At 70.6% G+C, this 26929-nt stretch carries 22 protein-coding genes; 10 read left to right on the top strand and 12 right to left on the bottom strand.

Annotated elements, in window-relative coordinates; all coding sequences use genetic code 11:
- Positions 1–18: 18 nt before the first annotated feature.
- On the bottom strand, positions 19–1416 hold the full coding sequence (locus AC07GB_RS22595; RefSeq protein WP_478848214.1) for a M16 family metallopeptidase: 1398 nt from the start codon (positions 1414–1416) through the stop codon (positions 19–21).
- A 465-nt stretch (positions 1417–1881) separates the two neighbouring features.
- Here AC07GB_RS22595 and AC07GB_RS22590 point away from each other — a divergent pair, with 465 nt between their 5' ends.
- Positions 1882–4335, top strand: a complete 2454-nt coding sequence (locus AC07GB_RS22590) for a DNA gyrase/topoisomerase IV subunit A (protein WP_478848125.1) — start codon at positions 1882–1884, stop codon at positions 4333–4335.
- Here the strand turns inward: AC07GB_RS22590 and AC07GB_RS22585 are convergent, their stop codons facing one another.
- Positions 4336–5697: a CobW family GTP-binding protein gene (locus AC07GB_RS22585; protein WP_478848123.1), complete on the bottom strand. Its 1362-nt coding sequence runs from the start codon at positions 5695–5697 to the stop codon at positions 4336–4338.
- Between the two features lie 370 nt (positions 5698–6067).
- Between AC07GB_RS22585 and AC07GB_RS22580 the strand changes: the two genes are divergently transcribed.
- The 4 genes from AC07GB_RS22580 to AC07GB_RS22565 all read left to right on the top strand — a co-directional run bounded on the left by AC07GB_RS22580 (position 6068) and on the right by AC07GB_RS22565 (position 8104).
- Positions 6068–6589, top strand: coding sequence for a DUF6082 family protein (locus AC07GB_RS22580; protein ID WP_478848121.1), 522 nt, complete (start codon positions 6068–6070; stop codon positions 6587–6589).
- A gap of 97 nt (positions 6590–6686) precedes the next feature.
- Positions 6687–6923 carry a hypothetical protein gene (locus AC07GB_RS22575; RefSeq protein ID WP_478848119.1) on the top strand — a complete coding sequence of 79 codons (237 nt, stop codon included), beginning with the start codon at positions 6687–6689 and terminating at the stop codon, positions 6921–6923.
- 145 nt (positions 6924–7068) lie between these two features.
- Positions 7069–7311, top strand: coding sequence for a hypothetical protein (locus AC07GB_RS22570; protein WP_478848117.1), 243 nt, complete (start codon positions 7069–7071; stop codon positions 7309–7311).
- 94 nt (positions 7312–7405) lie between these two features.
- A complete protein-coding gene (locus tag AC07GB_RS22565; protein ID WP_478848115.1) occupies positions 7406–8104 on the top strand; it encodes a DUF6082 family protein in 699 nt (232 codons plus the stop codon).
- Positions 8105–8415: 311 nt separating this feature from the next.
- On the opposite strand, the gene AC07GB_RS22560 is transcribed toward AC07GB_RS22565, so the two are convergent.
- Positions 8416–9591, bottom strand: coding sequence for a citrate synthase/methylcitrate synthase (locus AC07GB_RS22560; RefSeq protein WP_478848113.1), 1176 nt, complete (start codon positions 9589–9591; stop codon positions 8416–8418).
- Positions 9592–9711: 120 nt separating this feature from the next.
- Here AC07GB_RS22560 and AC07GB_RS22555 point away from each other — a divergent pair, with 120 nt between their 5' ends.
- The 4 genes from AC07GB_RS22555 (at position 9712) to AC07GB_RS22540 (ending at position 14613) form a co-directional block, all read left to right on the top strand.
- Positions 9712–10992, top strand: a complete 1281-nt coding sequence (locus AC07GB_RS22555; protein ID WP_478848111.1) for a citrate synthase — start codon at positions 9712–9714, stop codon at positions 10990–10992.
- A 33-nt stretch (positions 10993–11025) separates the two neighbouring features.
- Complete coding sequence (locus AC07GB_RS22550; protein WP_478848109.1) at positions 11026–12066, top strand: sucrase ferredoxin; 1041 nt, start codon at positions 11026–11028, stop codon at positions 12064–12066.
- 148 nt (positions 12067–12214) lie between these two features.
- The gene (locus AC07GB_RS22545) at positions 12215–13939 is read left to right on the top strand and encodes a sensor histidine kinase (RefSeq protein WP_478848107.1); all 1725 of its coding nucleotides are present in this window, start codon (positions 12215–12217) and stop codon (positions 13937–13939) included.
- Entirely contained in the window at positions 13936–14613 is a 678-nt protein-coding gene (locus AC07GB_RS22540; protein ID WP_478848105.1) for a response regulator, read from the top strand. Before AC07GB_RS22545 ends, AC07GB_RS22540 begins: the two co-directional genes overlap by 4 nt.
- A gap of 34 nt (positions 14614–14647) precedes the next feature.
- On the opposite strand, the gene AC07GB_RS22535 is transcribed toward AC07GB_RS22540, so the two are convergent.
- From AC07GB_RS22535 to AC07GB_RS22510, 6 genes are all read right to left on the bottom strand, one after another.
- The gene (locus AC07GB_RS22535; protein WP_478848103.1) at positions 14648–16237 is read right to left on the bottom strand and encodes a solute symporter family protein; all 1590 of its coding nucleotides are present in this window, start codon (positions 16235–16237) and stop codon (positions 14648–14650) included.
- Positions 16234–16731: a DUF485 domain-containing protein gene (locus tag AC07GB_RS22530; RefSeq protein ID WP_478848101.1), complete on the bottom strand. Its 498-nt coding sequence runs from the start codon at positions 16729–16731 to the stop codon at positions 16234–16236. The genes AC07GB_RS22535 and AC07GB_RS22530 overlap by 4 nt, the downstream gene beginning before the upstream one ends.
- Before the next feature lie 112 nt (positions 16732–16843).
- The gene (locus tag AC07GB_RS22525) at positions 16844–17500 is read right to left on the bottom strand and encodes a response regulator transcription factor (protein ID WP_478848099.1); all 657 of its coding nucleotides are present in this window, start codon (positions 17498–17500) and stop codon (positions 16844–16846) included.
- A 191-nt stretch (positions 17501–17691) separates the two neighbouring features.
- Positions 17692–18840, bottom strand: coding sequence for a sensor histidine kinase (locus AC07GB_RS22520; protein ID WP_478848097.1), 1149 nt, complete (start codon positions 18838–18840; stop codon positions 17692–17694).
- Between the two features lie 32 nt (positions 18841–18872).
- Positions 18873–19361, bottom strand: a complete 489-nt coding sequence (locus tag AC07GB_RS22515) for a DUF1453 domain-containing protein (RefSeq protein ID WP_478848095.1) — start codon at positions 19359–19361, stop codon at positions 18873–18875.
- A gap of 347 nt (positions 19362–19708) precedes the next feature.
- Positions 19709–21832: a DNA gyrase/topoisomerase IV subunit B gene (locus AC07GB_RS22510; RefSeq protein WP_478848093.1), complete on the bottom strand. Its 2124-nt coding sequence runs from the start codon at positions 21830–21832 to the stop codon at positions 19709–19711.
- 452 nt (positions 21833–22284) lie between these two features.
- Between AC07GB_RS22510 and AC07GB_RS22505 the strand changes: the two genes are divergently transcribed.
- Positions 22285–22515: a DUF7455 domain-containing protein gene (locus AC07GB_RS22505; protein WP_144321333.1), complete on the top strand. Its 231-nt coding sequence runs from the start codon at positions 22285–22287 to the stop codon at positions 22513–22515.
- A gap of 346 nt (positions 22516–22861) precedes the next feature.
- On the opposite strand, the gene AC07GB_RS22500 is transcribed toward AC07GB_RS22505, so the two are convergent.
- From AC07GB_RS22500 to AC07GB_RS22490, 3 genes are all read right to left on the bottom strand, one after another.
- Entirely contained in the window at positions 22862–23692 is an 831-nt protein-coding gene (locus AC07GB_RS22500; protein ID WP_478848091.1) for a S1 family peptidase, read from the bottom strand.
- A gap of 199 nt (positions 23693–23891) precedes the next feature.
- Complete coding sequence (locus tag AC07GB_RS22495) at positions 23892–25439, bottom strand: RNA polymerase sigma factor (protein ID WP_478848089.1); 1548 nt, start codon at positions 25437–25439, stop codon at positions 23892–23894.
- A 554-nt stretch (positions 25440–25993) separates the two neighbouring features.
- Positions 25994–26881 carry a FadR/GntR family transcriptional regulator gene (locus AC07GB_RS22490; RefSeq protein ID WP_478848087.1) on the bottom strand — a complete coding sequence of 296 codons (888 nt, stop codon included), beginning with the start codon at positions 26879–26881 and terminating at the stop codon, positions 25994–25996.
- Between the last annotated feature and the right edge of the window lie 48 nt (positions 26882–26929).

Raw genomic sequence — 26929 nt, 5'->3', positions numbered from 1 at the left:
CAGACGTCTCAGCCTCGGTCACTTCGCCGCCTCCTCTTCCTGCTGGGTCTCGGCGGCTGCCTGGTGGGTGTCGGCGGCGTCCTGGGGGGTGCCGTCGGCGTCCTGGCGGGGGTCGTCGGCGGTCACGGGCTCGTAGACCAGGACGGCGCGGTTGTCCGGGCGCAGGCGCGCCTTGGCGACCTCCTGGACCTCGGCCGCGGTGATGTCGAGGACCCGCTGGACGGCGGTGAGGGCGAGCTGCGGGTCACCGAACAGGACGGCGAACCGGCACAGTTCGTCCGCGCGGCCGGCGACCGTGCCGAGGCGGTCGAGCCACTCGCGCTCCAACTGCGCCTGGGCCCGCTCCATTTCCTCCGGGGTGGGGCCCTCCTCGGCGAACCGGGCCAGCTCCTCGTCGACGGCGGCCTCGATGACGGGGACCTCGACGTCGCCGGAGGTCTTCACGTCGAGCCAGCCGAGCGAGGGCGCTCCGGCGAGCCGCAGCAGGCCGAAGCCGGCGGTCACGGCGGTGCGGTCGCGGCGCACCAGGCGGTTGTAGAGCCGCGAGGACTCGCCGCTGCCGAGCACTGTCAGGGCCAGGTCGGCCGCGTCGCACGCGCGCGTGCCGTCCTCGGGCAGGCGGTAGGCGGCCATCAGGGCGCGGGCCGGCACGTCCTCCTCGACGACTTCGCGCAGCTCCTTGCCGATGCGCTCGGGCAGCGAGCCGTCGCGCGGCGGCTGCTTGCCGTCGTGCCCGGGGATGGAGCCGAAGTACTTCTCGACCCAGGCGAGCGTCTGCTCCGGGTCGATGTCGCCGACCACGGACAGCACCGCGTTGTTCGGCGCGTAGTAGGTGCGGAAGAAATTCCGGGCGTCGTCGAGGGTGGCCGCGTCCAGGTCGGCCATGGAGCCGATCGGGGTGTGGTGGTAAGGGTGTCCCTCCGGGTACGACAGGGCGGTGAGCTTCTCGAAGGCCGTGCCGTAGGGGACGTTGTCGTAGCGCTGGCGGCGTTCGTTCTTCACCACGTCGCGCTGGTTCTCCATGGACTCCTCGTCGAGTGCCGCCAGGAGCGAGCCCATGCGGTCCGCCTCCAGCCACAGGGCCAGCTCCAGCTGGTGCGCGGGCATGGTCTCGAAGTAGTTCGTCCGCTCGAAGCTGGTGGTGCCGTTCAGCGAGCCGCCGGCGCCCTGCACCAGTTCGAAGTGGCCGTTGCCGTGCACCTGCTGCGAGCCCTGGAACATCAGGTGCTCGAAGAGGTGAGCCAGACCGGTACGTCCCTTGACTTCGTGGCGCGAGCCCACGTCGTACCAGAGGCACACCGCGGCGACCGGGGTCAGGTGGTCCTCGGAGAGCACCACGCGCAGGCCGTTGGCCAGCCGGTGCTCGGTCGCTTTCAGACCGCCGGAGCCTGCCGCGGCTGTGGCCGTGTGACCCATGGGCATGTACGTCCCTTCGATCGCTGAATTCTCAATAGCTGTTGCCGGTCCTGCCACTGTATGCAAGCCCGCGGACCCCTGGCGAAGTTCCCGCTCCGCGCTGCGGGTGGTCGGTGTTCGCCGTGGGCGTGATCGCGGGGGTGGGGTTTCGGTGGTGCGGTACGTGTTCCGGGGGCGTGCGGCGGCGCTCGCGCGGGGGCGGCTCCGCGGGGGCGCGGGAGCGTGCGGCGGGGTTCGCGCGGGGTCGGCTGCGCGTCGGCACGGGGGCTGGGGAGGGGCTCGCGCGGGCCCGGCTGCGCGCCGGAACGGGGGCTGGGGAAGGGGGCGCCGCGTGGCCCGGCGTGCCGCCGACCGCCTGGTTGCCGGGCGGCCGGGCCCGGGTCGTGGTCGGGGTTGTCAGTGGGACGGTCCACAATGGTCGGCGTCAGATCCCGCACACTTGTTGGTGAAGGAGCCGCAGCAGCGATGGCCCGCCGCAGCACGAAGACCCCACCGCCCGACGACTCGTTCGAGGAGAAGATCCTCGACATCGACGTCGTCGACGAGATGCAGGGCTCCTTCCTCGAGTACGCCTACTCGGTCATCTACTCCCGCGCCCTGCCCGACGCCCGCGACGGCATGAAGCCGGTGCAGCGCCGCATCGTCTATCAGATGAACGAGATGGGCCTGCGCCCGGAGCGCGGCTATGTGAAGTGCGCCCGCGTCGTCGGCGAGGTCATGGGCAAGCTGCACCCGCACGGCGACGCGTCCATCTATGACGCGCTCGTCCGCATGGCGCAGCCGTTCTCCATGCGCCTGCCCATGGTCGACGGCCATGGGAACTTCGGCTCGCTGGGGAACGACGACCCGCCCGCCGCGATGCGGTACACCGAATGCCGCATGGCGGACGCCACGTCCCTGATGACGGAGTCGATCGAAGAGGACACGGTCGACTTCACGCCGAACTACGACGGCCAGGAGAAGGAGCCGGTAGCCCTCCCGGCGGCCTATCCGAACCTCCTGGTGAACGGCTCGTCGGGCATCGCCGTAGGCATGGCGACGAACATGCCGCCGCACAATCTGAGCGAGGTCATCGCCGCCGCCCGGCACCTGATCAAGCACCCGGGCGCCGACCTCGAGACGCTCATGAAGCACATCCCGGGCCCCGACCTGCCCACGGGCGGCCGCATCGTCGGCCTGTCCGGCATCAGGGACGCGTACGAAACGGGGCGCGGCACCTTCAAGATGCGCGCCACGGTGGCCGTGGAGGCGGTGACCGCGCGCCGCAAGGGCCTGGTCGTCACGGAGCTGCCGTTCAGCGTCGGCCCGGAGAAGGTCATCTCCAAGATCAAGGACCTGGTGGGGTCCAAGAAGCTCCAGGGCATCGCCGACGTCAAGGACCTCACCGACCGCGCGCACGGCCTGCGCCTGGTCATCGAGATCAAGAACGGCTTCGTCCCGGAGGCCGTCCTGGAGCAGCTGTACAAGCTGACGCCGATGGAGGAGTCCTTCGGTATCAACAACGTGGCGCTGGTGGACGGCCAGCCCCTCACCCTCGGCCTCAAGGAACTCCTGGAGGTCTATCTCGACCACCGTTTCAACGTGGTGCGCCGCCGCAGCGAGTTCCGCCGCGGCAAGAAGCGCGACCGGCTGCACCTGGTGCAGGGCCTGCTCATCGCCCTCCTGGACATCGACGAGGTCATCCGCCTCATCCGCTCCAGCGAGAACAGCGCGCAGGCCAAGGAGCGCCTGATGGAGCGCTTCTCCCTGACCGAGGTCCAGACGCAGTACATCCTGGACACCCCGCTGCGCCGCCTCACCAAGTACGACCGGATCGAGCTGGAGTCCGAGCGCGACAAGCTGAACGCGGAGATCGACGAGCTGACCCGCATCCTGGAGTCGGACGCGGAGCTGCGCAAGCTGGTCTCGTCCGAACTGGCCGCGGTGTCCAAGAAGTTCGGCACGGACCGGCGCACGGTCCTCCTGGAGTCCGCCGGCGCCCCGGCCCCGACCGTGTCCCTCCAGGTCGCGGACGACCCGTGCCGAGTCCTGCTGTCGTCGACGGGCCTCCTGGCCCGCACGGCCAACGGCGAGCCCTTCTCCGACGGCGACGGCAAGCGCGTCAAGCACGACGTGATCGTCTCGGCGGTGCCGTCGACCGCGCGCGGCGAGGTGGGCGCGGTGACGTCCGGGGGGCGCCTCCTCCGGCTGCCCGTGGTGGACCTGCCCCAGCTCCCGGACACGGCGTCCGCGCCCAACCTCTCGGGAGGCGCCCCGGTCGCCGAGCTTCTCTCCCTGGAGGCGGACGAGAAGCTGATCTGTCTGATGACGCTCGACGAGTCCTCCCCGGGCCTGGCGCTCGGCACGGAGCAGGGTGTGGTCAAGCGCGTGGTGCCCGACTATCCGGCGAACAAGGAAGAGCTGGAGGTCATCACCCTCAAGGACGGTGACCGCATCGTCGGCGCGATGGAGCTGCGTACGGGCGAGGAGGACCTGGTCTTCATCACGGACGACGCCCAGCTGCTGCGCTATCCGGCCGGGCAGGTGCGGCCGCAGGGCCGACCGGCGGGCGGCATGGCAGGCGTCAAGCTCGCGCAGGGCGCGAAGGTCATCTCCTTCACGGCGGTCGATCCCGCGGTGGACGCCGTGGTGTTCACGGTCGCGGGCTCGCGGGGCACGCTCGACGACTCGGTGCAGACGACGGCGAAGCTGACGCCGTTCGACCAGTACCCGCGCAAGGGGCGTGCGACGGGCGGCGTGCGCTGCCAGCGCTTGCTGAAGGGCGAGGACTGCCTGAGCTTCGCCTGGGCGGGCCCGACGCCTCCGCGCGCGGCGCAGCGCACGGGCGCGCCGGCCGAGCTGCCGGAGCCCGACCCGCGCCGGGACGGCTCCGGGGTCTCCCTGGCGAAGCCGGTGACGGCGGTGGCGGGCCCGGTGTAGTCAGCCGCGCGGCCCCGGGCCGGGGGCGAGGTCGTCCTCGGCCTCGGGGTCGTGATCGGGGTCAAGGTCAGCCTCGGAGCCGTAGTCGAGGTCGGGGTACGGGTCGAGTCCGGCCTCCGGCTCGACGTCGGGGGTGGCGTCCGCGACAGGGTCTGCTGCGGGCCCGGCCCCGCCCTCGCCGTCAAGCCCCGGCGTCTCCTCCGCCTCCGGCTCCTGTACGTACCGCAGGACGCCCCACATGCCGAACTCATCCGCGTGCGGGGCGTCCTCGTCGTTCTCGCGGCACAGCGTCAGCTGGGTGTGCAGCTCCGGTACGTCGATGCCGGAGCCGATGAGGACGAGCTGCGTGAGCCGCTTCTCGCCGGGCTCCCACGGCTCGGGGTAGAAGCGCAGGAACCGCCCCACGGAGTGCACCGCGTACCGGTTGCGCGCGTCGGCGGCGCCGAAGTCGACGTACCCCTTGATGCGGTAGAGCCCCTCCGGCCTGCTGTCGAGAAAGCCCATGAGGCGGCGGGGGTTCATGGGTGCCTCGGAGGTGAAGGCGAGGCTCTCGTAGCCGCTGTGCAGATGGGTGTGCCCGCAGCCGCCGCCGTCCGGGGCGGTGCCGTGCGGATCGGTTCCGTGCGGATCGGTTCCGTGCGGATCGGTTCCGTGCGGGGCGGTAGGGCCGGGGTCGCCGTGGTGTTCGGTGTCGCCCGCGTGCTCTGCCTCGCCGTGGTCATGCAGGTCGTCGAAGGAGAGCTGGCCCACGCGCTCCCCCACCGGCTTGCGGTCCAGGAGAAGCTCCACGTCCACGCGCCCGTACGTGGCGGGGACGACGGCGGCCCGGTCGGTGTGACGGCGCACCTCGTCGAGGACGCGGTCACGCTCCCCCGCGGGTACGCGGTCGGCCTTGTTGACCACGACGAGGTCGGCGATCTTCAGATGCCGGTCGACCTCGGGGTGCCGCTGCCTGGTGGCGTCGAACTCGGCGGCGTCCACGACCTGCACCAGACCGCCGTACACGATGTGCGGGTTCTCGCTGGCGAGCACCATGCGCACGAGTTCCTGCGGCTCGGCGAGACCGCTCGCCTCGATGACGATGACGTCGATACGGGCGGAGGGCCGGGCCAGCCGCTCCAGATACACATCGAGTTCACTGGCGTCCACGGCACAGCACAGACAGCCGTTGCCGAGGGACACGGTGGAGTCGCCGAGCTGCCCCGCGACGGCCATGGCGTCGATCTCGATGGAACCGAAGTCGTTGACGATCGCACCGATGCGACTGCCTCCGCTGCGGTGCAGCAGGTGATTCAACAGTGTCGTCTTGCCCGACCCCAGGAATCCCGTGAGGACGACGACTGGAATCTGCTGCTCACGCACGTGTGGCCCCTCGCATCAACACACATCAAGGTGGATCAAGTCATCAAGGTGGATCAAGTCGCTCAATACGCGTACACCTCGCAGCGACGAGCGCGTACGGCATTTGAACACCACTCCAGGATATGTGCGCGTAGACGTGCCGGTAGGCGAACGATTCCGTGCGACGCCGACGGGGCAGACACTGGGCACGGCGCAGGGATGCCAGAGCCCGGATTTCTGCCGTGCTTCCGTGCGCCTCCTCTCCGCCTCCCGGCCGATCAGAGCCGCTCGGGCACCCTGGGAGACGGCAAGCGCCGCCCATCGCTCGCCGGTCCGCCCTGCCGCCCCGCGCCCGATGACCGGCGGACGGTCGCCTGATTCGGGGGTTGACATGGCCACACAGAAGCACTGGATACGAGGGATCGGCCCGGCCACGATGGCGGGGCTCGCGATCACGACCGGAGCACTGACCCTCGTGGCCGCGCGGCTGCGCAGGAACATGGCCCTGAGCGAGCAGCACCGCCTGCACTTCGCCCTGCTCTGCAAGGCCATGGAGGACGAGGCCCTGGCCGCGGTCCTGGACACCTACGACAGCGAGGTACCGGCGGACAGGCACCGCCAGTTCTTGTTCGCCAACGCCCTCTACACCAACGCTCTCCACGCCTACCGGACCGGCGCCATGAGCCTGGGGGAGCTATACGGACACCTTCGGGTGATATGCCAGAACCCGATCTTCCGCGAGTACTGGGAGATCACCCGCCACCACCGCGCCAGCCTGCGCCGTTCGTCCGAGGAAGCGGAGGTGGGCCGCATCATGGACGGCCTGGCACGGGACCTCGCGGAGGCCGACACGGACGAATGGTGGGTGGTGGGGCATCCGCCGGGGGAGCAGCGGGAGCGCAACCGCCCTTGAGGCGGATTCAGTTGGAGCGCGATATCTCCCGGAGACAGACATTTGGGGCTAATCTGTCTCCGCACTTGTCCCCGATCACTCAAGGACCAGGATTCCCTTGTACATCCTGCGCCGCATCGGCGCCTCTCCCCGCGAGCGGGGCAGCGCTTCTGGCCAGACATGCCCCGACATCTTCGAACTCGCCAATGGTGATTTCGCTGTGATCGGAACCGAGATGACCGCGGTGCTCGACAGCGGTCTGCCCGCCGACGCGGCACGCGCCGACTACGAACGCATCGTCGTCATCAGCCGAGAGACCCTCATCCGGGCCAAGGCCGACATCCCCGACGCCTGATCGGCACGCGGAGCAGGACGCGACGCCCGACTCCGGCGCTCCGCTTCCGAGCCGCCTCCATGTGAGCGACCCCTCACCATCGGCGCCTCCTTTCTCTCCGTTCGCCCTGTGCTCTTCCCTCCTCACGCACCGATGGAGTTCTCCTGTGCCCGAAAAGATCGTCCGCCGAATAGGCGCCGCGCCGCGCGAGCGAGGCAGCCTCTCCGGTCACAACTGCCCGGACATCTTCGAACTGTCCAGTGGTGATTTCGCTGTGATCGGTACCGAGATGACCGCGCTTCTCGACAGCGGTCTGCCTGCCGACGCGGCGCGCGCCGACTACGAACGCATCGTCGTCATCAGCCGGGAAACCCTCATCCGGGCCAAGGCCGACATCCCCGGCACATAGCCTGTCGGTGGATCCAGTATTCCGCGGCGCCCGCCACCCCTCGGGCGCCGTTTCCTGCACTCGCCCCTGGGAAAGACTCGCCCAGGGGTGACTGATGGCAGGTCGACAAGCATGGCGGTCGGCACGCATCGTCTTCTTGTGGAGCACCGCCGTCACCGCCGGCATCGCCCTCGTGGGCCTGGCGTCCATCGTCGTGAGCGGCCTGTTGATACGGGGCGTGGAGACGGTCAACGGCGACAGCCGGACGGCGGAGAAGCGAAGCCAGATCGGGGACTACTTCGGCGGCGTGAGCGCCGTCTTCTCAGGCCTCGCTCTCCTGATGCTCATCGCCACACTGCTCCTGCAACAGCGTGAGCTGCGCATGCAACGACAGGAGCTGGCCCACCAACGCGAGGAACTGTCGGCATCGCGGGCGGAGTTACGCCGCAGCGCCGAAGCGGACATGCGCTCCCTGCACGTCCAACTGACCGAGATGGTCATGAACGACCCCGACCTGGCCAAGGTGTGGGACGACCTCCCCCGGGAGTCGACCACCGAGCTGCGCCAGGACCTGTTCTCCAACCTCACCTTCAACCACTTCGTCCTGGCGTTGAGCTGGGGCACCTTCTCCGAGGAAGACCTCGTCATCTACGCGTCGAACCTGCTGTCCAGCCCCGCCTTCCTGCGCTACTGGAACGCCACCCGCGCACACAAGAGCCAGTTGCCTCCCGACAGCGCGGAAGGCCGCATGTTCCAGGTCTTCGAGCGCGCCCTGGCCGAGCAGCGTGGCGGCACGGGGCCGCCCGCGGGGTGAACGAGGGCGCTCCGCCGGGCGTGCTCGGTTTGCTGGTCGGCGGGCTGCTGCGGGGGGCTCGCGGCGGGGCGGGGGCGCCGCGGGGCCGGGGTGCCCCAGGGCCCGGGGGGGGGACGAGGCTGGGCGTCGCAGGGGGCCGGGCGCGGCGAGGCCAGGCGCCACACGAGGTCAGGCACCGCACGAGGCCGACCGCGGCGAGGCCACGCGCCACACGAGGTCAGGCACCGCACGAGGCCGGGCGCGGCGAGGCCAGGCGCCACGCGGCCAGGCAGCGCAGGGGACCGACCGACCGCGGCGAGGCCGAGCGCCACTCAGGCGAGCGGCGGCACCGCCACCGGCGACTCCTCCCCCACGTACCGGGCCGCGGGCCGGATGATTTTCGAGTCCTCCGCCTGTTCCAGGATGTTGGCGCTCCACCCCACCACCCGCGCGGACGCGAACGTCGGCGTGAACATCTCGCGCGGCAGCTCGCACAGCTCCATGACCACGCCCGCGTAGAACTCCACGTTCGTGTGGAGTTCACGCCCCGGCTTGAGCTCCGCCAGGATGGCCTCGACCTGCCGTTCCACCTCCACCGCGAACTCCACGAGTTCGCCGCCGAACTGCTGCGCGATGCCACGGAGCATCCGCGAGCGCGGGTCCTCCGTGCGGTAGACGGGGTGCCCGAAGCCCATGATGCGCTCGCCCGCGTGCACGCGCTCCCGGATCCAGGAGTCGATACGGTCGGGCGTGCCGATCGCGTCGAGCGTGTCCAGGGCGCGGCTGGGGGCCCCGCCGTGCAGGGGTCCGGACAGCGCTCCGACGGCACCGGCAAGGCAGGCTGCGACGTCCGCCCCCGTCGACGCGATGACGCGAGCCGTGAATGTTGACGCGTTGAAACCGTGGTCAATGGTCGAGATCAAGTATTGCTCGACCGCCCGGGCCCGATCGGCGTCCGGTTCCGAACCGGTGAGCATGTAGAGGTAGTTGGCGGCGTACGACAGGTCGTCACGCGGCTCCACGGGGTCGAGGCCCTGGCCCAACCGGTACAGGGCGGTGAGCAGGGTCGGTACGACGGCGGAGGCGGCGAGCGCGTCGGCGCGGCGCCGGTCGCCGTCGATGTCGTACACCGGCCGGAAGCCCTGCGAGGCGCCGAAGAGCGAGAGCGCGGTACGCAGCCCCGAGAGCGGGCCGGAGAGCGTGCCGGCCCGGGCGATGGCGGGCAGGGCGGCGCGGACCTCGTCCGGCAGGTGCCGCAGGGCCACGGTCTGCTCGGCGAAGGCGGCCCGCCGCGCGGCATCGGGCAGCGTGCCGTGGAACATCAGGTGCCAGACGTCCTCGAAGCCGCGGCTCTGCGCGAGTTCGACGGCGGAGTACTGGCGGTAGTGGTAGAAGCCCTCGTGTCCCCTGACGTCGCCGAGCCGGGTCTCGGTGACGACGACGCCCGCGAGGCCGCGGAGGGCCTCGACAGGGGCGGTAGGGGTGGCGGCGGAGCCATTGATCGGCATGGTGTTCCTCGACTTCCTCCCTGGACTTGATGCGACTGTCCATGCTTGACTCAGTCACTGTCAATATTGATTGAATCAATGTATGAGTACAGCTGTCCGGACGCAGATACGGTGACGCCCATGACGGATCAAGAAGCGGGTGCGATCGCCCACGAAGGTCGGCGGATCAGCACCAAGGAGGCCGCGGAGTTGCTCGGCGTGAAGCCCGAGACCGTGTACGCGTACGTGAGTCGGGGCCAGCTCGACAGCCGCCGCGGCCCCGGCGGACGGGGCAGCACCTTCGACCCCAAGGAGGTGCGGGCCCTCGCGCGCAGAAACCGCCGTGAGCCCGCCGTCGCGACCTCGGCCAACGAACTCTCCGTCCGCACCCGCATCACACTGATCGACAAGGATCGCTACTACTTCCGTGGCGTCGACGCCACGGAGCTGGCCCTGCGCCACTCCTACGAAGAGGTCGCCGAGTGGCTGTGGACCGGCGCCCTGCGCCCGGGCATCCACTTCACGGCACCGCCGGAGCCCGCCGGTGCCGCGCGGCTCGCCGTGCGCGCCCTGCCCGCGCACTGCGCCCCCACGGACCGTCTGCGCGTGGCGGCCATCTCGGCGGCGGCCGCCGACCCGCTCCGCTTCGACCTCACCGAGGAGGCGGTCGTCGGCACGGCCCGTACGTTGATCCCCACCCTGGTCGCGGCGCTGCCGCCCGTGCTGCCCACGCACCGCGACGGCGGCCCGCTCGCCGGGCGGCTGTGGGGGCGCCTGAGCGGCCGCAAGCCTGACGAGGCCTCGCTCCACGTCCTGGACACGGCCCTCGCGCTGCTCGTCGACCACGACCTCGCGGCGTCCACTCTGGCGGTCCGTGTGGCCGCGTCCGCGCGCGCCCACCCGTACGCGGCGGTGTCCGCGGGCCTCGGCGTCCTGGAGGGGCCCCTGCACGGAGCGGCGAGCGGCCTCGCCCACCGCATGCTCCTTGAGGTGCTCGACCGGGGCACCGCGGTACCGGTCGTCGCGGACGAACTGCGCGCGGGCCGCCGCGTTCCCGGCCTCGGCCATCGCCTGTACGCGGGTGAGGACCCGCGCGCCCGGGCGCTGTTCGGCCTGCTCGAAGCGATGCCCAAGGCCGGGCCCGCCCTCGCCGCGGCACGCGACGTGGTGGCCACCACCGCCCGCCACACCGATCTGCACGCCAACGTCGACCTCGCGCTCGCGGTCCTCACGGTGTCGTCGGGCATGCCCGCGGAGGCCGGCGAGACGGTCTTCGCGGTGGCGCGCACGGCCGGTTGGATCGCGCACGCCCTGGAGGAGTACGAGGAGCGGCCGATGCGCATGCGTCCTGTCGGCCAGTACGTCGGGCAGCGCCCGCCGCAGCCGTTGCCCGCGCCGTCGCCCGCCAAGCAGGACGCGTGAGTCCGGCCGGGACCGCGGGTTAGGCTCACCTCTGTGAGTACGTGCGCGACCGCATCGCGGCACCTGAGCGAACCCCTCGCGGGCACCGCGGCCACGGCCAAGACGTGGCTGCTCCTGGAGCAGCCCGGCCCCTGGGGTGCCAAAGCGCTCACCTCAAGCCACTTGGACCCGGAGGTCGGCCGCGCGCTGGAGCGGGCGGCCGAGTCGACGGGTGTCCGGGTCGCGCTCATCCGGCGCCCCGGACGGCACGCGGACTGTCACACCCCCGCACGGCACCGGGTGTTCATCGCCCACACCTCCCCGGGAGCCACCTGGCTGCGCGCCCATGTGATCGACGATCCGCGGAAGTTGCTCGACCTGGACTTCGCGGCGCTCGGCGCGGGCGACCACGGCGGCTTCGGGCACCCGTACTCCGGCGCCCCGCTCGCGCTCGTGTGCACGAACGGCAAACGGGACCGCTGCTGCGCCCTGCTCGGCCGTCCGCTCGCCGCGGAACTCGCCGCCTCCGGTGAGGAAGGCGTCTGGGAAATCACTCATCTAGGTGGTCATCGCTTCTCCCCCACGCTGCTGGTGCTCCCGTACGGATACGCGTACGGGCGGACGGCGGCACACGCGGTGAAGAGCGTCCTGCAAGCGGTGCGCCAAGGGCGCGTCGTCACGGAGGGCTGCCGGGGCAACTCCGCCTGGGAGCGCCCCGGCCAGGCCGCCGAGCTGGCGGTGCGCGCCGCGGCGCGTGAGGACCGCGCGGGCGCCCTGGACGTCGTACGGACCACGGGCGACGCCCCGCGCTGGGAGGTCACCGTGGCTCACACCGACGGACGGCGCTGGCGGGTCACCGTCGCCCAGGGCACCTCGCTCCCGCCCCGGCCGGAGAGCTGCGGCGCGGCTCTGGGATCGCCGGCACGGATGGACGTGATGGCGGTCCGCGAGATCACGGAGGCCGAGCCGGCCGGGGCCGGGGGCGGGGCCGGGCCCGGTGTCGAGACCGGGGACGGCCACGGCAGCGAGACCGATCGCGGTGAGCGCAGTGGCGCCGAGAGCGGGGGCGCGTCCGCGCGCGGAGCGCTCGCTTAGGCGCACAAGGGGCGCACGGAGGCGCACGGGCATCCCGGCAGGCTCCGGAGACAGCACCCGACGTCGCCGGCGAAGGCACCCGCAGGCCTACGAGATCCACGCCACACTCCCTTAAGGGGAGACCGTCCGCGGCCGTACCGTTCGACACATGAGCCCGACTCCTCCTGCCCGACGACTGCGCCTCGGCCTGCCGCGGCGTGTCTTCTCGCAGGTCCTGCTGATGCAGCTGGCGATCGCCGCCGGAGTCACGGTGCTCGCCACCGGTCTGTTCCTCGCGCCGCTCAGCAAGCAGCTCGACGACCAGGCCATGCGTCGCGCGCTCGCCATCGCGCAGACCACGGCGGCACAGCCGCAGATCGTCCGGGACCTCACCTCGACCCGTCCGGCGGCCGACGGGCCCGTCCAAGCGGCGGCCGAACGTATCCGCGAGGCCAGCGGGGCCGAGTACGTCGTAATCATGAACAAGCTGGGCGTCCGCTGGTCGCACACCGACCCCGGCGAGATCGGCAAGGTCGTCTCGACCGACCCCAGCGACGCGCTCGCCGGCCGTGACGTCATGCAGATCGACAACGGCACGCTGGGGCGCTCCGCGCGCGGGAAGGTGCCGCTGCGGGTCGCGGGCGGCGAGATCGTGGGCGCTGTCTCCGTAGGCATCGAATACGACAGCGTTCGCGACCGTCTGATCCATACGATCCCGAGTCTCTTCGCCTACGCGGGCGGAGCGCTCGCCGCGGGCGCGCTCGCCGCCTATCTGATCTCGCGGCGCGTGCAGCGCCAGACCAGGGACCTCGCCTTCTCCGACATCTCGGCGCTGCTCGCGGAGCGCGAGGCCATGCTGCACGGCATCCGCGAGGGCGTCGTCGCCCTGGACCGCGGCGGACGCGTCCGGCTGCTGAACGACGAGGCGCAGCGGCTCCTCGGGCTCGGCACGGAAGCCGTCGGCCGCCCCCTGGACGAGGCCCTCGGACCGGGGCGTACGACGGACGTGCTCGCGGGGCGGGTCACGGGCACCGACCTGCTGACCGTACGGGGCCAGCGTGTCCTGGTCGCCAACCGCATGCCCACGGACGACGGGGGTGCCGTCGCGACCCTGCGTGACCGCACCGAGCTGGAGCAGCTCGGCCGCGAACTGGACTCCACGCGCGGCCTCATCGATGCCCTGCGCGCCCAGGACCACGAGCACGCGAACCGCATGCACACGCTGCTCGGCCTGCTGGAGCTGGAGATGTACGAGGAGGCCGCGGAGTTCGTCGGCGAGGTGGCGGGCGCCCACCGGGTGACGGCCGAGCAGATCACCGAGAAGATCCACGATCCGCTCCTCTCGGCCCTGCTCGTCGGCAAGGCGACCGTGGCCACGGAGCGCGGTGTGACACTCGCCGTCTCCGGGGACACCGCGTTGCCCGACCGGCTCGTCGACCCGGGCGGTCTCGTGACCGTCGTCGGCAACCTCGTGGACAACGCGTTGGACGCGGCGGCGGGCACACGGCACGCACGCGTGGAGGTCGTTTTGCGTACCGAGGGTCTACAGGGACGCACGGTTGTCCTTCAGGTCCGCGATACCGGCCCTGGTGTGCCGCGGGATCAGCGCGAGGCGGTGTTCACGGAAGGTTGGACCACGAAGGAGCCGCCCGCGCACGGGCAGCGGGGCATCGGCCTCGCGCTGGTGCGCAGGCTCGCCGAGCGCCAGGGCGGCAGTGCGCGGGTCGACGCGGGCCCGGACGGGGGCGCCGAATTCACCGTGGTCCTGCCCGAAGGGCTCGCGGAACCGCAGCCCGTGGACAGGCAGCGCCAGCCCGTCGGCCTGGAGCCGCACCCCGCCGCCACCGACGCACGGTCGGTCACCCCACCCGTCACCACGGAGGAGGCTCGATGATCGAGGTACTGGTCGTGGACGACGACGCCCGGGTCGCGGACGTCAACGCCGCCTACGTGGAGAAGGTGCCGGGCTTCCGCGTCGCCGGACGGGCCCACAACGCGGCCGAGGCCCTGCGCCTGGTCGAGGAGGTCCCCGTCGACCTGGTCCTTCTCGACCACTACCTGCCGGACGAGACCGGCCTCACCGTGGTCCGCACGCTGCGCGAACGCGGTCACCAGACCGACGTGATCATGGTGACGGCGGCCCGCGACGTCACCACCGTGCAGGCCGCGATGCGCCACGGCGCGCTCCAGTACCTGGTGAAGCCCTTCTCGTACGCGGGACTCCGTACGAAGCTCGACGCGTACGCCACGCTGCGCCGCACCCTGGACGGCGGCGGCGAGGCGGAACAGGCCGAGGTCGACCGGATCTTCGGCGCGCTCTCGGCGACCCCTGCGCCCGAGTTGCCCAAGGGGCACTCCCCGACGACCGCGGAGCTGGTCCGCCGGGCGCTGATGGCCGCCGAGGGGCCGCTCTCGGCCCAGGAGCTGGGGGACCGCACCCGGCTCAGCCGCCAGACCGCACAGCGCTACCTGAAACTCCTGGAGCGCACCGGCCGGGTGCGGTTGAGCCTGAAGTACGGCGACACCGGACGCCCCGAACACCGCTACGCATGGGCGTCCAGCCACTGACCCACCCGGCACGGCGCCCCGCAGGTCAGGCTGGCTAAACAGCGCCCGCCCCGGTCAGCGAACGCACCTCCGTCTCCGCGTGCTTGGCCTCGTCCGCCCGGTCTGCCGACGTGACCGTACCGAGCCAGCCAGCCAAGAAGCCCAAGGGGATCGACACAAGGCCGGGGTTGTCCAGCGGGAAGTACTGGAAGTCCACCCCGGGGAACAGCGCGTCCGGGCTCCCCGACACCACCGGCGACAGCACGACGAGCATCAGCGCGGGCAGCAGCCCGCCATACACCGACCACACAGCGCCCCGCGTGGTGAACTCCCGCCAGAACAGCGAGTACAGCAACACCGGCAAGTTCGCCGAAGCGGCGACCGCGAACGCGAGCCCCACCAGGAACGCGACGTTGAGATCACGGGCGAGCAGACCGAGCCCGATCGCGACGACCCCGATCCCGGCCGCGGCGAGCCGCGCCACCGCCACCTCGCTGCGCTGCTTGGTCCGCCGCCGGAGGGACGCGTACAGGTCATGGGCCACGGACGCCGAGGAAGCCAGCGTGATCCCCGCGACCACCGCGAGGATCGTCGCGAACGCCACGGCGGCGACCACCGCGAAGAGAACCGTTCCTCCCGTGGAATCCGCGCCCCCGCCCAGATCGAGCGCCAACAAGGGCACCGCCGTGTTGCCCGCCGCGTTCGACCCGCGCACCACGTCGGAGCCGACGATCGCCGCCGCCCCGAAGCCCAGCACGATCGTCATCAGGTAGAAACTGCCGATCAGACCGATGGACCAGACGACCGAACGACGCGCCGCCCGCGCGGTCGGCACGGTGTAGAAGCGGGAGAGGATGTGCGGAAGCCCGGCCGTGCCGAGCACGAGAGCCAGCCCCAAGCTGATGAAGTCCAGCCGCGCCGTCCAATCCCCGCCGTACTTCAGCCCGGGCGCCAGGAACTCACGCCCATGCCCACTACGATCAGCCGCCGTACGCAACAACTGGTCGAAGTCGCCGTGGAACCGCATCAGGACGAGCACCGTCAGCGCGATCGCCCCACCCATCAGCAGCACCGCCTTGACGATCTGGATCCACGTGGTGGCTCGCATCCCGCCCAGCGACACATAGATCACCATGAGCGCGCCGACTCCGATCACCGCCCACGTCCGGGCGGCCTCACTCGTCTCCCCGAGCAACAGCGCGACCAACGAGCCCGCACCCACCATCTGCGCCACCAGATACAGCACGGACACCGTCACCGAAGACGTGCCCGCTGCGATACGCACCGGCCGCTCCCGCATCCGCGCCGCGACGACATCAGCCAGCGTGAACCTGCCGCAGTTACGCACCAGTTCCGCCACGAGGAACAGCACGACCAGCCACGCGACGAGAAAGCCCACCGAGTAGAGCAGCCCGTCATAGCCGTACAGCGCGATCAGCCCGGAGATGCCGAGGAAGGAGGCAGCCGACATGTAGTCGCCCGCGATGGCAAAACCATTCTCCATGGGCGAGAACAACCGTCCGCCCGCGTAGAACTCCTCCGCCGAGCCACGCCTGTGACGGCTCACATACGTCGTGATCGCGAGCGTGATCGCCACGAACACGCCGAACAGCACAAGCGCCAGCATTTGATGGTCACCGGTCACCGCTCGGCCCCCTGCCTCAGCTCCCGCTCTCTGTTCTGCTCGAACACGGCCCAGCGCAGATCAAGCGCCGCCCGATCCCGCCGCAACCGAGCATGCCGGGCATACGCCCAGGTCAGCAGGAAGGTGGTGAGGAACTGCCCGAGCCCCGCCAGCATCGCCACGTTCACCGCTCCGGCGACGGGCCGCGCCATCAGCCCCGGCGCCGTCGTCGCCGCCACGACATACGCCACGTACCAGGTGAAGAAGCCGATCACCGCCGGGACGACGAACCTGCGGTAGCGGCGGCGCACTTCCTGGAACGCCGCGCTCGCCTGCACCTCCAGATAGATGTCGGTCGCGCTCCCGTGCCGACGCGGCGCGGCGGCTGGTTCCGTCGGCGTCGGTGTACCTGTGCCGTCCAGCTCGCCCCAGCCCGCGGCGAGTTCGTCGTACCACGGATCCTTCAGGTCACCGGGCCGGCCCCGCCCGGCATCGCGGCCGTCGTCCTTCTCCACCGAACTCTCCTTGTCCGCAGCCATGTTCGGCCGCGAGCCCAAGGATGGGCAGAACAGAAAGATCCGTCCCTCCTCTCTCCCCGCTCTTCACTCCATCAGGTGACGGGGATCCTCACCTGCGGGTACTCCCCGGCACCTGCGCGAGACCGTGCCGATAGGCATAACGCACCGCCTGTGCACGGTCTTTGAGGCCCGCCTTGGCGAAGAGGTTGTTGATGTGGGTCTTCACCGTGGCCGTGGAGACGTGCAACGCCCGCGCGATCTCCTGGTTCGTCAGTCCCTCGGCGATCAGAGCGATCACCTCCGCCTCCCTGAGCGTCAGGCCGTCCGGCGGCTCCACCGGCGGCGCGGGCAGCTCCGGCTCCGAGAGCCGCTCCAGGAGCCGCCGCTGGATCTGCGGCGAGAGGCCGGCCTGACCGGAGAGCACGTCCTCGATGGCCCGCACGATCTCGTCACCCCCCGCGTCCTTGGTGAGATATCCCCGCGCCCCGGCCTTGAGCGCGGGGAACAGCGACTCGTCGTCCGCGTACGTGGTGAGCACCACGACCTGCGTACCCGGATACTCGGCGCGGATCCGACGGGTGGCCTCGGCCCCGTCGCAGCGCGGCATGCGCAGGTCCATCAGCACGACGTCCGGCGAGAGTTCACCCACGAGCCGCACCGCTTCCTCGCCGTCGCCCCCTGCCCCGACGACTTCGACCCCCGGCAGCAACCCCAGGAGCATCACGATGCCCTCGCGCACCACGGTCTGGTCATCGACGACGACCACCCGCGCCGGCGCCTTGCCCCCTCCTACGGCCCCTTGGCCCGCTGGCCTCGCCGCCCCGACCTCAACGCCAACACCTGCCCCGGCAGCGCCGCTTGCCCGCGCCCCGACTCCGCCCCCTGCGCCTGGCTCAGCACCAGCACCAGCACCAGCACCAGCCACGGAAGCACCGTCGTGGCGCCCGTCGTCCCCTGTCATCCCGGCACCCTCAGCCTCACGGCGAAGCCCTCGTCCTCCGGCCCCGCCTCCAGCGAGCCACCGAGCAACTCGGCACGCTCACGCATTCCCAGCAGACCGTACCCGGCTCCCGAGGCCGCGAATTCTCCCGGCGCTCCCCCCGAATCGGTCACGTCCAGCGTGACTTCCTCCTTTCCGTACTCGAAGCACACGGTGACCTTGGCTCCCGGCGCGTGCTTCCGTACGTTCGTCATCGCTTCCTGCGCCACCCTTCGCACCGCCTGCGAGGCCTCCGCGGGGAGGGCCCGCCGCTCCCCGGAGACCGCGACCGACGCACCGTCCGACCGGGCCAGCTCCCGCAGGAAGTCCTCGACCGGAGTCATCTCACCGCGCAGCGCCGACAGTGCCTGACGCGTCTCGGCAAGCCCTTCGGCGGCCATCGCCCGCGCCGCCACGACCCGCCCCAATATCTGATCCCGGGCCGCGTCCCGCTCGATCAGCAGCCGGGCCGCCTCCAGGTGGACCAGCTGAGCGGAGAGGCTGTGCGCCAGCACATCGTGGATCTCCCGGGCGATACGGGCGCGTTCCCCCAGAGCCGCCGACTCCGCTTCAGCGGCCCGCGCGGCCCGCTCCTGCGCGAGCAGCCGCTGCGCATTGCCCCGCGCCTCGGCGTCGAGCCGCAGAACGTACCCGGCGAGACCGAGCCCCACGGTGACGGCCGCTGTGGTGGGCCAAGGATCCTCATTCACCACGGCGAAGGCCCCCAGGGACATGAGCGCGCCGACTACGGCCACGGCCAAGGGCAGTCGCTCCAGCGCCATCATCGCGCAGGCGCACCACAGCACGGCCGCGGGCGTGTCGAACCCGGTCCCCTGCGCCGCCGCACCCGCGATCAGCAGCACACCCCACGACATCAGGGACGGCCCTATGCGCCGCTCCAGCGTGGCGTGGATGAACCACACCGCCGCCCCCGCGCAAAGAATGATCACGAACACCGCGAGGGCCAGGCCCCAGCCGGGCATGTCCCGCCGCGCGAAGGCGCTCCGCAGCAGCATGCCGAGGAACACCGCGCGCACGACCCAGGTGAGCACCTGGCGAGGTCGTGTCAGCTCCTCCTGAGTGAGTGCCTCCCGCGCGGGCCAACGCGTCCAGATGTCACGCGTCACGCCCGCTCCTTCCTGTCGGCGCGGCCATCCCGTCACCGTACGGCGCCGGTGAGTGCCGGGCCCGTGCGGAGGGCGTGGGCCCGCAGCTCCAGGAGGCCCGCGCGTACCAGCAGGGATGCCGCGAGGGCGAGGAGCAGCGCTCCAGTGCCCTGGTGGATGCCGATGAGCAGGCCTATGCCCATGAGGCCGAGCCGCGAGGCTATGCCGCCGACCCACACCACGGCCGTGGCCTTGGTGCCGCGGCTCCAGACGGATCCGTCCTGCTCGGCCCAGACGTGGCTGGTGCGGGCCCAGGCGGCGCCCATCAGAAGGCCTATGAGCAGCTCACCGCTGAGTAGCACGAGCGACTCGACCTGGTGGCCCGGGTCTATGAGTCCCGATCCCCGCAGGCCGCAGTATGCGAGCACGGCGGGCACCAGCCACCAGCGCCGGGCGTCTGTCAGTCGCTGCGGCTTCATCTGGCGTATGACGACGAGCGCTATGGCTTCGGGGATCAGCAGCGCTTGGGCGAACCCGGGCATCACGGCCTCCGATGACGTGCGCGAACGAGAAGTACGACGCCATCGAAGTTACGGATTCGGCGCGGCCGGGGGATCGGAGCAGGGGTGGATCACGGGTGGATCAGGTGCCTCCACCCGAGGGTGGAGGCACCTGGCGTCGTGGCTGGCGGGCGGGCGACCAACCAGTCGGGGAGTTGCCCGCGTGCCAAGCCAAGCGGAAATGTGCCGGCACGGAGCTGCTTGGCTGACGGCGAGTGCGCCCCGCGGCCAGCCAGGGCCCACGGCCCACGGCCCACGGCCCACGGCCCACGGCCCACGGCCCACGGCCCACGGCCCACGGCCCACGGCCCACGGCCCACGGCACGTGCCTACGCGTCGATCCGCGACCGGTCCAGCGTCGCCGCGGAACTCGTGATGAACTCCTTGCGGGGAGCCACCTCATTGCCCATGAGCAGGTCGAAGACCTGCTCGGACGATTCGAGGTCGGCGATGTTGATGCGGCGCAGCGTGCGGTGGCGCGGATCCATCGTGGTCTCGGCCAGCTGGTCGGCGTCCATCTCGCCGAGGCCCTTGTAGCGCTGGATGGAGTCCTTGTAGCGCACGCCCTTGCGCTCGAACTCGAGCAGGGTGTCGCGCAGCTCGCGGTCCGAGTACGTGTAGACGTACTTGTCCTGGCCCTTCTTGGGCTGGGTCAGCTCGATGCGGTGCAGTGGCGGCACAGCGGCGAAGACGCGGCCCGCCTCGACCATCGGCCGCATGTAGCGCTGGAAGAGGGTCAGGAGCAGGCAGCGGATGTGCGCGCCGTCGACATCGGCGTCCACGAGCAGAATGATCTTGCCGTAGCGGGCGGCGTCGATGTCGAAGGTCCGGCCGGACCCCGCTCCTATGACCTGGATGATCGCGCCGCACTCGGCGTTCTTGAGCATGTCCGACACGGACGACTTCTGGACGTTGAGGATCTTGCCGCGGATCGGCAACAGGGCCTGGAACTCGGAGTTCCGGGCCAGCTTGGCCGTGCCGAGCGCGGAGTCGCCCTCGACGATGAAAAGCTCGCTGCGGTCGACGTCGTCGCTGCGGCAGTCGGCGAGCTTCGCCGGGAGCGAGGAGGACTCGAGAGCGGTCTTGCGGCGCTGGGCGTCCTTGTGCTGCCGGGCGGCGATGCGCGTCCGCGCGGCGGCGACGACCTTCTCCATGACCGCGCGGGCCTGCGCCTTGGCGTCACGCTTGGTGGAGGTCAGGAACGCCTTGAGTTCCTTGGCGATGACGTTGGCGACGATGCGGTTGGCGGCCGACGTGCCGAGGACTTCCTTGGTCTGGCCTTCGAACTGCGGCTCCGCCAGGCGGACCGTGACGACGGCCGTCAGCCCCTCCAGGGCGTCGTCCTTGACCACGTCGTCTTCGGCGACGCGCAGCAGCTTCTGGGACCGCAGTACCTCGTTCACCGTCTTGGTGAGCGAGCGCTCGAAGCCGGTGACGTGCGTGCCGCCCTTGGGGGTGGCGATGATGTTGACGAAGGACCGGATCGTCGTGTCGTACCCGGTGCCCCAGCGCAGGGCGACGTCCACGCCCAGCTCGCGGGTGACCTCAGTCGGCGTCATCTGGCCGCGGTCGTCCAGTACCGGAACGGTCTCCTTGAAGGTGCCCTGTCCGGAGAAGCGCAGGACGTCGCAGACCGCCTTGTCCTGTGCCAGGTATTCGCAGAATTCGCTGATGCCACCGTCGAAGCGGAAAGACTCCTCGCCCTTCGTGCCACCTTCGCCGAGGCCGTACTCGTCGCGGACGACGAGGGTCAGGCCCGGCACCAGGAAGGCGGTCTGACGCGCGCGCTGGTGCAGCGTCTCCAGGTTGAGCTTGGCGTCCTTCAGGAAGATCTGGCGGTCGGCCCAGTACCGCACGCGGGTGCCGGTGCGGGCCTTGGGGACCTTCTTGACCTTGGTGAGCCGCGCCGCTGAGTCGAAGGCGGCGTCAGGGCCTGACTTCGCGAACGCACCGGGTACGCCGCGCCGGAAACTGATGGCATGGGTGTGCCCGGCGCGGTCCACCTCGACATCCAGGCGGGCCGACAGGGCGTTCACCACGGAGGCGCCCACGCCGTGCAGACCGCCGGAGGCCGCGTACGAGCCGCCGCCGAACTTGCCGCCCGCGTGGAGCTTGGTCATGACGACCTCGACTCCGGAGAGTCCGGTTTTCGGCTCGACGTCCACGGGGATGCCTCGGCCGTTGTCCCGGACCTCTACGGAGGCGTCGTCGTGCAGGATGACCTCGATGTGGTCGCAGTACCCGCCCAGGGCCTCGTCAACGGAGTTGTCGATGATCTCCCAGAGGCAGTGCATCAGGCCGCGACTGTCCGTCGAGCCGATGTACATGCCCGGACGCTTGCGGACGGCCTCGAGTCCTTCCAGGACGAGCAGGTGCCGCGCGGTGTAGTTGGAACCGTCCCGGTCGGCTCCGGTCAGCAACGCTGTGGACGGCACGGACGTCTCGGCGGTCACGCGGTTCGCTCCTCGCTGAATTTCAAAGGGGGCCCTCGGGGGTAAGGGCTCGGCTTCTGCTGCCGGTGAGAGGGTACCGAGGCCTGGTAGAGCCGTTGTCACGCCACCCTCAAGTCAACCCGCACCAGGTCCAGACTAGTCCAGAAACGTACACGCGTTCGATACCTCGATGGAGTGAAGCGCACGTCACGTTCCCTTCCAGGCATGAACCATTTAGGCTCCGGGCACGTCCTCATGAACAACCGGCAAGCCAGCCGGCCAGGACCCGACCTGACAGACAGCGCGAAACCGTACGACACGTAAGACACGCAATACGGCTCATTCGCCGCCAACCGGCAGCAGACAGCCTCCTCGAAAGAAAAATTCGAGGAAAAGCCACGAGCGGGAACGTTTTCGGGCTGGTTGGATGTTGACCCTGGTACGACAGCTCGTCGAGCTAGAGAAGAGGCGACGTGACTACTGTTCTGACCCCCGCGAGCCCCCTGACGGCCGCTGACCGCTGCGACCGCTGCGGCGCCCAGGCATACCTGCGCGTCGTCTTGCTGAGTGGCGGTGAACTGCTCTTCTGCGCCCACCACGGTCGCAAGTTCGAGCCGGAACTCAAGAAGATCGCCGCCGAGATACAGGACGAGACGGAGCGCCTGACGGCCGTGCCGGCCAGCTCGACCGAAGAGGAACGCTGACGCCTCGCACCTACGACGAGCGAGCGCCGGACCACCAGACCGGCACGGGCGGCTACCCCTGTGACCCAGGGGCAGCCGCCCGCTCTCGTTCCTGGCGTCTTGCCAGGCGGGCGATCACCCCGCCTCGGCTTGGGACCTCCAGCCCCTTGCGGGGCCGAAGACAAGGCCTCCAGGAGCGACACCGCACACCCGCTGCGGGCCCCAGGGGCCGACCTACAGCGGTTCCCGGCCCCGAGCCCTCAGGAGCCTCTCCAGACGCCCTCCAGGACGCCAGCAGGCCGCACAGGCGCCTTGGCGCCCCGCCAGCCCCTGGGCGCCCCATCGGCCCCTCGGCCCACCGCAGCGCCTATGCGTACCGCTCCATCACCCGGGCGACGTCCGAGACGCGCGTGTAGACGCCGGGACTGCCCGCCTGGCCGCATCCGCTGCCCCACGACACCAGGCCGATGAGCCGCCCGCGAGCGACCAGCGGCCCGCCGCTGTCCCCCTGGCAGGCGTCGGGGCCACCTCCCAGTTCGCCCGCGCACAGCATCGACGCCCGCGTGTACGTGCCGTCGACACTCCCCCGATAGGCCTGCTCACACACCGCGTCCCGCAGCACCGTCACGCGCGCGGAACGCAGCGTGCGCGCGTAGTGCCCCATCCCCGTCGCATCGCCCCAGCCGTACACAGCGGCGCCCGTGCCCGGCTCGTACGCGGTGTCCCCAGCTCGCGCCATGGAGATCACCTGGGTCTTGGGCAGAGGCTCGGACAGGGTGAGGACCGCGACGTCACCGGCGTTCGTGTGGGGGTCGTGCTCGGGGTTGACCCGTACGCCCCGTACGGAAATCTCACGCCCCGCGCTGGTGTCCAGGTCCTCACGGTCGGCGATGACCCTGAGGTCCCGCATTTCACGTAGGGGTACCCCCAGCACCTCTTCGTCCATGCAGTGGGCCGCGGTCAGGACTGTCGAAGGACCGATCACGACGCCGCCGCAGAACTGGCCGGAGCGCGTACCCCCGAACTGGTCACGGCTGGCGAGCGCCACCGCCCACGGGCTGTCCGCCACCCGCGCCGGGGTGCCTCCGACGACCACGCTGTCGGCCGCCACAGGAGGCGGGGAGGCCAGCGGCAGGGCGGTCACCGCGGCCCCCAGGCTCAGCGTTCCCACCAGCGCTCGGGCGAAGGGACGACGCATGCGTTCTCCTCACTCTGGGTTGCCATCGCGTACCCAGAGTCAACTACCGTTGCGCGTGGCGCACACTCTTGCCACGCGGACAGACGAAAGGCCCGGAGCCCTTCCCGTACGGGAGGGACTCCGGGCCTTCCGGCGACGCCGAGGCCAGGGCCCGGCGACGGAACCGGTCCGAGCAGGGCCTGAGCGGAGGAGCCGGGACCTAGTCCAGGTAGTCGCGCAGCACCTGCGAGCGCGACGGGTGGCGCAGCTTCGACATCGTCTTCGACTCGATCTGACGGATGCGCTCACGCGTCACCCCGTAGACCTTGCCGATCTCGTCGAGGGTCTTCGGCTGACCGTCGGTGAGACCGAAGCGCATCGAGACGACGCCCGCCTCGCGCTCGGACAGGGTGTCGAGGACGGAGTGCAGCTGCTCCTGGAGGAGCGTGAAACTGACGGCGTCGGCCGGGACGACGGCCTCGGAGTCCTCGATGAGGTCACCGAACTCGCTGTCGCCGTCCTCGCCCAGCGGGGTGTGCAGGGAGATGGGCTCACGGCCGTACTTCTGGACCTCGATGACCTTCTCCGGGGTCATGTCGAGTTCCTTGGCCAGCTCCTCCGGGGTGGGCTCGCGGCCCAGGTCCTGAAGCATCTGACGCTGCACGCGCGCGAGCTTGTTGATGACCTCGACCATGTGCACCGGGATGCGGATGGTGCGGGCCTGGTCGGCCATGGCGCGGGTGATGGCCTGACGGATCCACCAGGTGGCGTACGTGGAGAACTTGTAGCCCTTGGTGTAGTCGAACTTCTCGACCGCGCGGATCAGACCGAGGTTGCCCTCCTGGATGAGGTCCAGGAAGAGCATGCCGCGGCCCGTGTAACGCTTGGCCAGGGAGACCACCAGGCGGAGGTTGGCCTCCAGGAGGTGGTTCTTGGCGCGGCGGCCGTCCTCGGCGATGATCTCCAGCTCGCGCTTGAGCTTCGGAGCGAGCTTGTCGGCGTTGGCGAGCTTGTCCTCGGCGAACAGTCCCGCCTCGATGCGCTTGGCGAGCTCGACCTCCTGCTCGGCGTTGAGCAGGGGGACCTTGCCGATCTGCTTCAGGTAGTCCTTGACCGGGTCGGCGGTGGCGCCGGCCGCGGCAACCTGCTGCGCGGGCGCGTCGTCCTCGTCCTCGTCGGAGAGGACGAAGCCCTGGGCGCCCTCCTCCGCGGGCTCGCCCTCGCCGGGCTTGCCGACGGCGGGCGTCTCCTCGGTGACCTCCTCTTCGAGGAACTCACCGGCGTCCTTCTTGGAGGCGGTCTTCTTGGCCGTCGTCTTCTTGGCGGCGGTCTTCTTCGTGACGGTCTTCTTAGCCGTCGTCTTCTTGGCAGCGGCCTTCTTGGCGGCCGTGCCGTCCTCGGCCACACCGTCGGCGGTGGGCTTCGCGGAAGCCGTGGCAGTGGCCGGCTTCGCAGTAGTGGTCTTGGCCGCGACCGTCCTGGTCGCGGTGCGCTTGGCCGGGCTCTTCGCTGCGACGCTCTTGCGGGGGCGCTTCGGCTCCGCGGCACTGACCATCAGCGTCACACCCTCTTCCTCGAGGATCTGGTTGAGGCTGCGCAGAACGTTCTTCCACTGAGTGGCCGGGATCTGGTCAGCTTCGAAGGCACGACGAACGTCGTCGCCGGCGATCTGCCCATCAGCCTTTCCCCGCTCAATGAGCGCCATCACAGAGACGGATTCGGCGATCTCCGGCGGGAGCGTACGGGATGTGCTGGCCGACACGAACAACCTCTCGGAACGTTGGAAAACGGCTTCCGGCCCCGTCCACCATGGATCGGAGCCGACGACCGACGGCTGGGGATTGTGCCGACGGCGCGGGCGGACCGTGGAGCTGCACAGCGCCGTGAACGACGTCTGTATTCCTTCCTCGGCCATCACCTCTTAGGTCATCGCGCTGTCTCTAGGAGCGTTACGCCCAATCTACGTGGCCCGAGTCACACCCCGTATGGGTCCAAAAACGTCCAGATATGGTCAGAGTCGACGAGCATCCGGCGGAGACTGGTCACACCTTCAACCATCTGCCCCTCACCTCTCACCCTTACCCCTTGACTACGCCCGCTTCTTCAGGGCTGCCGACACGTTTCCTCATGCTCGGCTCACGCGTCCCCCAGCGGGACGAGCGCTCGCCTTGCGGCTCCGCGCCTGCTGCGCCCGTGTCACCGGGCCCCCGGCCCCTGGCAGGGCCCCGGGAGTCCGGCGACACGGGAGCGGTCAACGGAAGGGCAAGCAGCGAAACGATGCTGCGCGGCGCGCACGACGGCGGTGCCGTGGCGGGCGCGCGGTCAGTGCTCCCGGGGAGCGGGTACGACCCGCTCCACCTCCGGGTGGACGGTCAGGAGCTGGCGCATGGCAGCCTCGGCGGCGGCTCCGTCGCCCGAGGCGAGGGCGTCGACGATCCGGGCGTGGTGGGCCAGCGAGGCCTCGGTGGGGCGGTCACAGCCGGTGACGGGGCCGCCGGAGACCTGGAGGGCCGCCGAGACGATGCCGGACAGGTGCTCCAGCATGCGGTTGCCCGCGACCTGGATGAGCAGCGAGTGGAACTCGGCGTCGGCGCGGGCGAAGGTGATCGAGTCGCCCTGACCGAGCGCGTGCCGCATGATCTCGACCATGTCGGCGAGGCGCTGCTGGATCTCTTCCCGGCCGTGCCCGGCGGCGAGCCGGGCCGCGAGGGGCTCGATCGTCCAGCGGAGTTCGCTGAGCTCGCGGCGCTGGTCGTCGCGCTGCGGGCCGAACGCCCGCCACTCGATGATGTCCGGGTCGAGCAGGTTCCAGTCGCTGACCGGGCGCACGCGCGTGCCGACGTTGGGGCGGGCGCTGACGAGGCCCTTGGCCTCCAGGACGCGCAGGGATTCGCGGACGACGGTGCGGGAGACCTCGAACCGCTGACCGATCTCCTCCGGGACGAGGGGCCGGTCGGCGCCCAGGTCTCCGGAGACGATCATCTGGCCCAGTTGCTGGACCAGTTGGCCGTGCAGTCCGCGGCCGCGGTTTCCGGCTGCCCGGCGGCCCACACGGGCCAGGTCCTGGTCGGCGCTCTCCCAGGCGGGCGCGACCACGCGGTCGGCGCCGTGGGCCTCGGCGTAGGGGTAGCGGTCGAGTTCGCCCGGGCCGGCGAGGCCGGTGTCTGCGGAGCGGGCGGTGGTCATCATGGTGTGCGCAAGGGTACTCACGGATTCAGTTGTCGGCCTGGCCCCCAAGTCCCTTGAGGTCTTTGGTGA

This window comes from Streptomyces sp. NPDC045778 (genome assembly GCF_056431945.1).
Note: the sequence above shows the minus strand (reverse complement) of the source record. Positions and strands in the feature narration are given on the sequence as shown.